1 protein-coding gene is annotated in these 474 nt (G+C 51.7%); it reads left to right on the top strand.

Features of this window, described 5'->3' with window-relative positions; all coding sequences use genetic code 11:
* Nucleotides 1-468 (top strand): SDR family oxidoreductase (locus L691_RS0108175; RefSeq protein WP_025689907.1); only part of this gene is annotated, 468 nt, incomplete at its 5' end.
* Nucleotides 469-474: the final 6 nt, after the last annotated feature.

Consider the following 474-nt stretch of genomic DNA (forward strand, 5'->3'; position numbering starts at 1 on the left):
TTCGAATCCGGCGTACGCGCACAGCTGCTAACAAATTACTTTGCGATTCCGCTGATGCGCACCCGCAAGAACGGACTGATCATTCATACTACTTTTTGGGACCGGTATAGACATATTAGCAACTTCTACTATGACCTGTCCAAGAACGCGCTGGTACGTATGGCCTGCGGATTATCCAAGGAACTTGCGGCTGACGGAATCGCCGTTATTCCGCTGTCTCCGGGATGGATGCGGACAGAGCTTGTTCTGGACGCCTTTCATACGGATGAAGCAAATTGGAAGGAAGTGGAAGAACTGAAAGCAACCGAATCCACCCGTTATATCGGGCGGGCCGTATGTGCTTTGGCCGCCGATCCGAAGATTATGGAAAGGTCGGGCGTGCCCCAGCAAGTGGGGCGTTTGGCGGAACAATACGGCTTTACCGATATTGACGGCCGGGTGGTGCCGCCATTCCTAATATCTGAATAAATAAAA

The organism is Paenibacillus zanthoxyli JH29 (assembly GCF_000520715.1).
Classification (GTDB): domain Bacteria; phylum Bacillota; class Bacilli; order Paenibacillales; family Paenibacillaceae; genus Paenibacillus_AQ; species Paenibacillus_AQ zanthoxyli.